Raw genomic sequence first — 6,682 nt, 5'->3', positions numbered from 1 at the left:
AGTTCTGGCCGGTGTGCTGGCGGATTTTGGCAGTGTTCGAGCGATGCTTCCTGCTGGTGGTATGGAAAACGCGAATCTCGATGCGCTGGCGCCGGTGCTTGAAAAGGTGCTGCCGCGCATCGCCGGTGAGTTGTCAGCGCTGAGCGAAGAGGACGCCAACGCGATTATTTACCCCTGCCTTGCGGTGGTGGCGCGCCAGAACGGGAAAACATGGGCGCCAGTATTTAACAGTGGCGCGTTGATGTTCGATGATATCGATCTGTTTTCCATGCTGCAGATTGTGGCGCGGGTGGTCGCCGATTCGCTCGGAAATTTTTTGCCCGCACTCCCTACCAGCGAGACGCCGGACCAGACTGCCCCGTAACCTTTAATTCTCTCCCCGGCGGAGAGGATTACATTCTCCGCGCAGCCCTGAAATTTGGTATTGACCAGAAAGACCTCGACAGCGGGCGGGTTGATCTCGCCCGCATCGCATTACTGAATGATTTCATGGATATGGAGGCTGATAATCAAATCCGTTTCAATAAATGGAGAGAGGACAATGAACGCTGAGACGATTAAAGACTTTCTGATCTCCCTGGGATTTCAGGTCGATGAGTCTGGGTCGAGGAAGTTTGAAGCCACTATTACCGGCGCAACACTGAAAGTGATAAAAATGGGCGCAGCTGTAGAAGCTGCTGCTCTTTCTGTCGTTGGTTTTACTGCAAAAATTGCCTCAGGGCTTGATCAGCTTTACTGGGCATCACAGCGCACCGGCGCGACGGTTCAGGGGATCAAGACGGTAGGTTACGCGATTTCTCAGGTTGGCGGCAGCGCCGACGCTGCGCGCGGTTCTCTGGAAAGCCTGTCGCGTTTTATGCGGAACAATCCGGGGGCTGAGGGATTTCTTAACCGCCTGGGCGTTCAGACGCGTGACGCCAGCGGTAAAATGCGGGATATGTCCTCCATCTTTACGGGGGTAGGGCAGAAGCTCAGCAGCATGCCGTACTATCGCGCCAATCAGTATGCGCAAATGCTGGGGATTGATGAAAATACCCTGCTGGCAATGCGCAGGGGTATCGGTCAATTCAGCGCTCAATACTCGGCAATGGCGAAAGAGATCGGCTTCAACGCTGATCATGCTGCGCAATCATCAAATCGTTTTATGACCTCATTACGCGGTTTTGGCGCAATGGCGGGAATGGCGCGTGACAAAATAGGTTCCAGTCTGGCTGATGGTCTGGCGGGCTCAATTGATAACCTGAGAAAGAAAATTCTCGAAAATTTCCCTCTCATTGAGAGCACAATCACCAAAGTTATCAAGGGAATCATTTGGGTCGGAGAGATTATTGGTCGTGTGGCGTTCCGGATAACAGAAGCTGTCGGCGGCATAATTAACTGGTGGGGAAACCTCGATAAAGAAACAAAAAATTTGATAGCGATCATTGGCGGGCTGGTTGTCGCTATGCGCCTGCTGAATTCCGCGTTTTGGATGTCTCCTATCGGCCTTGTTACCGCACTGGCTGCAGCCGTTGCACTGCTATGGGAGGATTACCAGACGTGGAAAGAGGGTGGAAATAGCCTTATTGACTGGGGCAAGTGGGAACCAGCGATTGAGAAAGCTAAAGAGGCGATCACATGGATAAAGGACAGACTACTGGAACTGAAAGACAGTGTTGGTGGCTGGCAAAAATCTCTTGAAATCCTGGCTACCTTCATCGCCGGCGCATGGGTTGCCAAAGTCCTCGGGGCATTCAGTAAAATCTCAGGGCTTCCGATCCCGCCATGGTTAAAACTGTGGGGGTTATACGCGGGATACATCGTCAGCGACAGGCAGAACATTGCTGACAGCGCAAAATCTTCACTTAATTATACCAAACGAATTATCGGTGACACACTGGCCGCTATCGGCATAAAAACCGATATCGGGCATAAGGATGTCAGTGAGGTTCGTGATCATCCCGCCTGGATGGACTGGTTATTAGGTCCGGGTAAAGTGATACGGCAGGCTCAAAGCAACGGTGTGGTATATGGTGACAACATTCAGCCGGATATCCCAGGAGGTGGCGGTACACTTGCCGACCGCAATAATAATCCCGGGAATATTCGTCCTGTTGGTGGGAAAGGATTCAGATACTTCGATTCAGCGTTGCAGGGATGGGAAGCAATGAAAAACCAGTTGATGCGTTATTTCACTGGTAAAACTACCGGACGGGCACTGCAAACAATCCAGGATATTGTCAGTACATGGGCTCCCGCAGGTGACAACAACGACCCGAAAAAGTATGCGCAGGATGTCGCAAAGTGGATGGGCGTGTCACCAAACGCTGTGTTGAACCTGACCGATCCAAACACCATGGGGGCATTGATGCAGTCCATGGCGCGTAAAGAAGGCTATTCCAACTGGAACAGTCCACTGGCGTATCACGCCGCTGGCGGAGGAAGCCTTAACCAGCAGACCGTGATTAATGTACATGGCGTAAACAACCCTCAGGAAGCGGCTAATCTGGTTGCGGACAAGCAGGGGGCTGTAAATGCCAGAGCCGTACAGCAATTAAAAGGACCGACATAATGGACTTTTTATCTGTTTTGCTGCAACAGCGCACCCGTTCGATAGGAATCATCATTCCTGATGTCGTTATCTCTGAAAAACACAGTGATGCTCTGGAAATTACAGAGCATCCCATCGAACAACCCACGAACGCAGGTGCTAGTGGGGAGGGGGCCGGCTATATATCAGAACATGCTTTCAGGCGCCCTTCTGAAGTGGTAATGGAAACTGGATTTTCCGGGGGCGGCTCGTTGCTTGATCTTGCTGACACATCGGCAATTGGGCTATCGCTGGGGCTAAGTCCGAAAGAACTGTATCAGGAGCTGCTTAACCTGCAGCGTGATCGCATTCCCTTCGATGTAACAACCGGTAAGCGGATTTACAACAATATGTTGATAAAAACGCTGGAGGTCACGACTGACAAGAGTAGTGAGAATGTTCTTCTGGCTACTCTTACCCTCAGGGAGGTGATTATTACCTCCACGCAGACAATCAGTGTTGCCTCGAAAACTAACATGAAAGAAGGGGTAGGAACTTCCGCTGTACAGAATACGGGCACCAAAACAACGGTACCGCCAAATAACTCCATTCTGAAATCGTTACCACAGATGGCGCAAAAAGGCATCACCAGTGTAGAGGGTTTCCTGAGCAACATCTTTACCGGAGGAGGTGGTTGATGGAAGCTGTAGAAATTCCGCTGGTGGCTGACAATCAGACGTTTGCCACCACTCTCAACGGTACGGTTTATCGTTTGTCGATCATGTGGCGTGGAGTATATTGGGTTCTGGACATTGCTGATGGCAATGGTGACGCCATTATCTTCGGTATACCAATGATTACGGGGGCTGATCTGCTGGCGCAGTACCGATATCTGAATCTTGGATTTTCGCTGGTAGTGCTTTGCGACGTAGCGGGACAGGAAAACCCGACGCAATTTGATCTCGGGACATTCTCACATCTTTACGTCTTTACGGAGTAGCAATGTCAAAAAACTGGATGCGTCACTTTGAGTTATTGATTGTTAACTATAAAGGCGACGGAATAAAAATTTCAGACCTTAAAGTTACTTTCAATATTCAGAAAATGCCTGCGACAATATTTAATGGATTTGTTGGTAATTTTAAAGTTTATAACCTGTCCCCTACCACTCAGAACCGGATTATGCAGAAAGAATTCTCTCGTATACAGGTTATTGCTGGTTATAAGGGGCTTCCGGATGCAACAGGTAATTATCCGGACGAAAATATCGGCATGATATTTAACGGAGATATTCGTTTCACTATCACCGGGAAAGACAATGCGACAGACAGTTGGATCATGCTCCAGTGCATCGACAGCTGGGAAGGGCACCTGAATGCCAGCGTGAAAACTACCGTGGCTGCTGGGTGGAAGTACAGCGATCTTTTTAGCCTGGGCATGCAGTCGTTTGGGCCTTATGGTATTGAATCCGGGGCAGTTCCGGATATGCCCGAGACTGTTTTCCCTCGAGGGCGCGTTGTGTATCAGAACACAGCAAGGCTGATGAATCACATTGCCGGTCAGTGCAAAGCCAACTGGTGGTATGAAAATAATCAGGTGAACATCGTTCCTGAGGATAATTACATCGGTGTTGCTACCGTGCTGAATGCAAATTCCGGGCTTATTGGTATGCCTCAGCAAACCATGGGCGCAGGCGTAAACGTTCGTTGCCTGATTAACCCTAATATAAAGATGGGCGGTCTTATTCGTCTGGATCAGGCCTCTGTGTACCGCGCATCCTTGAGTAACGACCAGATAGCCCGGTCTCCCGCACGACTGAGTGAATCAGAAAGCGACGGCAATCTCTACGTTAACGATCTGCCTGGCATGTCACAGCCATACAGCATTAATACCGATGGTGATTACATTGTGGGCAGCATCGACTATACTGGCGATACTCGCGGGCAGGCATGGTATATGGATCTGTTGTGTCTTGCGAAGGAGAGTAAAAGCTTACTCAATCAGGATGTTATAGCTAAAGTTGGTGGGGCGCTAGATGCTTAGATGGGTGTTGCTTTCCTTGGTCGCAGTCGCCTGCTCAGTCTCGGCTGGCGTTGAGTGTACGACGACCAACACCGGGACCACATACTGCACCGGTACGGACAGCGCAGGGAATGCTGTAAAAACCGAATCATATCAGACAGGTACAGGGACTACCTATATTAAACGGCAGGACTCAGGCGGCACCAAAACAAGCCAATGTCACACCACAGGGACGGGAACCACTTATTGTGAATAAGATTGCAAGAATAGCCATATACCTATTGGCGTTGCCATTTAGTGTATTTAAGGTTGTGGCGGCAGATTACGAGCCTATGAAAATGGTTTGTGGTAAAGAGAATTACACGATCTATTGGGGGGCTACCGGATACGTTGTTACAAGAGGTGATGAATTATTAACTAGCCCTCACTTTATGAAAAAAACGTATGGTGATGATCCTGATGCTACCCTTTTGACAGTTGAGCATTGGGGTAGAAACGGTGGGATGCATTATCTTAAAACCTTTATTTTCAATAGTTCTTCGAAAGGCATTACGCTTCTGAATCAGTATCTGGACGCTGATAACTCTCCAAGAGCCGAACCTGTACTAACGAAATGCACGGGTTCCGTTAATGTTGATGTGTTTTTCCCTGAGGATTAAGCCATGAGGTTATTGATTGGCGTATTGTGCTTTATGTCTTTCTCGTGCCTCGCTCAGTCTCTTGATGATTTTTTTAGGGATAACCCTGAGCTAAAGTCCAACCCTTACACAAGAAGCGCGATCGTTTCTGAGGCTGGCGTCGCAACTATTAATGATGTTTTGCTGGAGAAACAGCCCGGAGAACTGTCCGCCCAAGTGATGAAAAGGCTACTTCAAGAAGACGGGTACAATTATGCACTGGTGGCTGTCAGGCAACTATCTGAACTGTGCAGACAGGGTGTTGCGGAGTCCTCATCTAATCTGAAGAATGAAGACTGTAAATTAATAGAAAAGCACAGTAAATAAATTTCATTAGTTATACAAATGCTAAACTCGCCCGCCTCTGAGCGGGTTTTTTAATGCACGGAGTAAACCAAATGCCTGTATCTTTGAGTGCCCAGCTAGGCAGTAAAGAACAAGCGGATGCGCGACTGGTGGGTTCAATTATGTCGTCGTTGCGAGTTTCAATGCCTGGCATTGTTCAGTCATTTGATCCGGGGACGGTAACCGCAGTTGTTCAACCTGCGATCAAAGGCTATGAACCGGATTCTAACGGTGTTAACCAGTCGACCACATTACCGCTGCTGGTGGATGTGCCGGTGATATTTCCGCGCGGCGGCGGCTGCACGCTAACGTTCCCGGTGAAAGCCGGTGATGAATGCCTGGTGATTTTCGCCGATCGCTGCATTGATTTCTGGTGGCAGAGCGGCGGAGTACAGGAGCCGGTAGACGATCGGATGCATGACCTCTCAGATGCGTTCTGTATTGTCGGACCGCAGTCGCAGGCGAAAAAAATTGGCGGCATCAGCACCAGCGCAGCGCAGTTCCGAAGTGACGACGGTAGCACCTATTTCGAAATTAACCCCGCCACGAAAAAAATTAAAATCGTGGCGCCGGGTGGGCTGGACGTAGTCACGCCGCTGGCAACCTTCTCTGAGAAAGTCACCATCACCGGGTTATTAACCTGGTTGGGCGGCATGGTTGGCTCTGTAGTTTCCGGCGTTGCCTCCAAAATCACCGGCGCTGTTGAATTTATCGGTAGCGTGAAAGCGAACGGCAAAGTTATTGATGATAGCCACACTCACGGGGGTGTAGAGCGCGGCGGAAGCAATACTGATGGGGTTAACTAATGCGATACAGACGTGAAGACGCCGATGGCGATTACACCTTCGGCAGCGGTGATGATACCTGGCTGATTAACTCGCCTGAAGCGGTAGCGCAGGCGGTGAAAACACGGTTCAAACTCTGGTATGGGCAGTGGTTCCTCGACACCACGGAAGGCACTCCGTGGATTCAGTCGGTGCTGGGTAAGCAGAAGCCGGAAACATACAACCTGGCGATCCGCAAACGCATTCTTGAAACGCGGGGCGTTAAATCAATCCTCTCTTTCGATACGACGGTGAACACCACGACGCGCCGCGTCACTTTCGCCGCTGAGATCGACACCATTTTC

At 49.8% G+C, this 6,682-nt stretch carries 10 protein-coding genes; all 10 read left to right on the top strand.

All coding sequences use genetic code 11. From position 1 onward, the window contains the following. The coding region (locus tag GTGU_RS26050) for a phage tail assembly chaperone (protein WP_038155318.1) at positions 1–364 on the top strand (364 nt) is incomplete at its 5' end. 47 nt (positions 365–411) lie between these two features. After that, on the top strand, positions 412–552 hold the full coding sequence (locus GTGU_RS26540; RefSeq protein ID WP_245609592.1) for a DUF6889 family protein: 141 nt from the start codon (positions 412–414) through the stop codon (positions 550–552). After that, positions 542–2,551, top strand: coding sequence for a lytic transglycosylase catalytic (locus GTGU_RS07170; RefSeq protein WP_038155317.1), 2,010 nt, complete (start codon positions 542–544; stop codon positions 2,549–2,551). Before GTGU_RS26540 ends, GTGU_RS07170 begins: the two co-directional genes overlap by 11 nt. Next, a complete protein-coding gene (locus tag GTGU_RS07165) occupies positions 2,551–3,207 on the top strand; it encodes a phage baseplate protein (protein WP_038155315.1) in 657 nt (218 codons plus the stop codon). The genes GTGU_RS07170 and GTGU_RS07165 overlap by 1 nt, the downstream gene beginning before the upstream one ends. Further along, a complete protein-coding gene (locus tag GTGU_RS07160; protein WP_038155312.1) occupies positions 3,207–3,509 on the top strand; it encodes a phage baseplate plug family protein in 303 nt (100 codons plus the stop codon). The genes GTGU_RS07165 and GTGU_RS07160 overlap by 1 nt, the downstream gene beginning before the upstream one ends. A 2-nt stretch (positions 3,510–3,511) precedes the next feature. Next, positions 3,512–4,552, top strand: a complete 1,041-nt coding sequence (locus tag GTGU_RS07155; RefSeq protein WP_038155310.1) for a hypothetical protein — start codon at positions 3,512–3,514, stop codon at positions 4,550–4,552. Positions 4,553–4,779: 227 nt separating this feature from the next. Then, positions 4,780–5,190 (top strand): hypothetical protein, encoded by a 411-nt coding sequence (locus GTGU_RS23965; RefSeq protein WP_051857310.1) that lies wholly within the window; start codon positions 4,780–4,782, stop codon positions 5,188–5,190. Between the two features lie 3 nt (positions 5,191–5,193). Then, positions 5,194–5,535 (top strand): hypothetical protein, encoded by a 342-nt coding sequence (locus GTGU_RS07145; protein WP_038155308.1) that lies wholly within the window; start codon positions 5,194–5,196, stop codon positions 5,533–5,535. A gap of 71 nt (positions 5,536–5,606) precedes the next feature. Next, a complete protein-coding gene (locus tag GTGU_RS07140) occupies positions 5,607–6,359 on the top strand; it encodes a Gp138 family membrane-puncturing spike protein (RefSeq protein ID WP_038155306.1) in 753 nt (250 codons plus the stop codon). Further along, positions 6,359–6,682 (top strand): contractile injection system sheath initiator (locus GTGU_RS07135; protein WP_038155305.1); only part of this gene is annotated, 324 nt, incomplete at its 3' end. The genes GTGU_RS07140 and GTGU_RS07135, both read left to right, overlap by 1 nt.

Source organism: Trabulsiella guamensis ATCC 49490 (genome assembly GCF_000734965.1).
Classification (GTDB): domain Bacteria; phylum Pseudomonadota; class Gammaproteobacteria; order Enterobacterales; family Enterobacteriaceae; genus Trabulsiella; species Trabulsiella guamensis.
Note: the sequence above shows the minus strand (reverse complement) of the source record. Positions and strands in the feature narration are given on the sequence as shown.

Excerpts from the sequence above, each read along its gene's own strand:
- GTGU_RS07170 (WP_038155317.1), top strand. The coding sequence starts at position 542 with ATGAACGCTGAGACGATTAAAGACTTTCTGATCTCCCTGGGATTTCAG.
- GTGU_RS07165 (WP_038155315.1), top strand. The coding sequence starts at position 2,551 with ATGGACTTTTTATCTGTTTTGCTGCAACAGCGCACCCGTTCGATAGGA.
- GTGU_RS07160 (WP_038155312.1), top strand. The coding sequence starts at position 3,207 with ATGGAAGCTGTAGAAATTCCGCTGGTGGCTGACAATCAGACGTTTGCC.
- GTGU_RS07155 (WP_038155310.1), top strand. The coding sequence starts at position 3,512 with ATGTCAAAAAACTGGATGCGTCACTTTGAGTTATTGATTGTTAACTAT.
- GTGU_RS07145 (WP_038155308.1), top strand. The coding sequence starts at position 5,194 with ATGAGGTTATTGATTGGCGTATTGTGCTTTATGTCTTTCTCGTGCCTC.
- GTGU_RS07140 (WP_038155306.1), top strand. The coding sequence starts at position 5,607 with ATGCCTGTATCTTTGAGTGCCCAGCTAGGCAGTAAAGAACAAGCGGAT.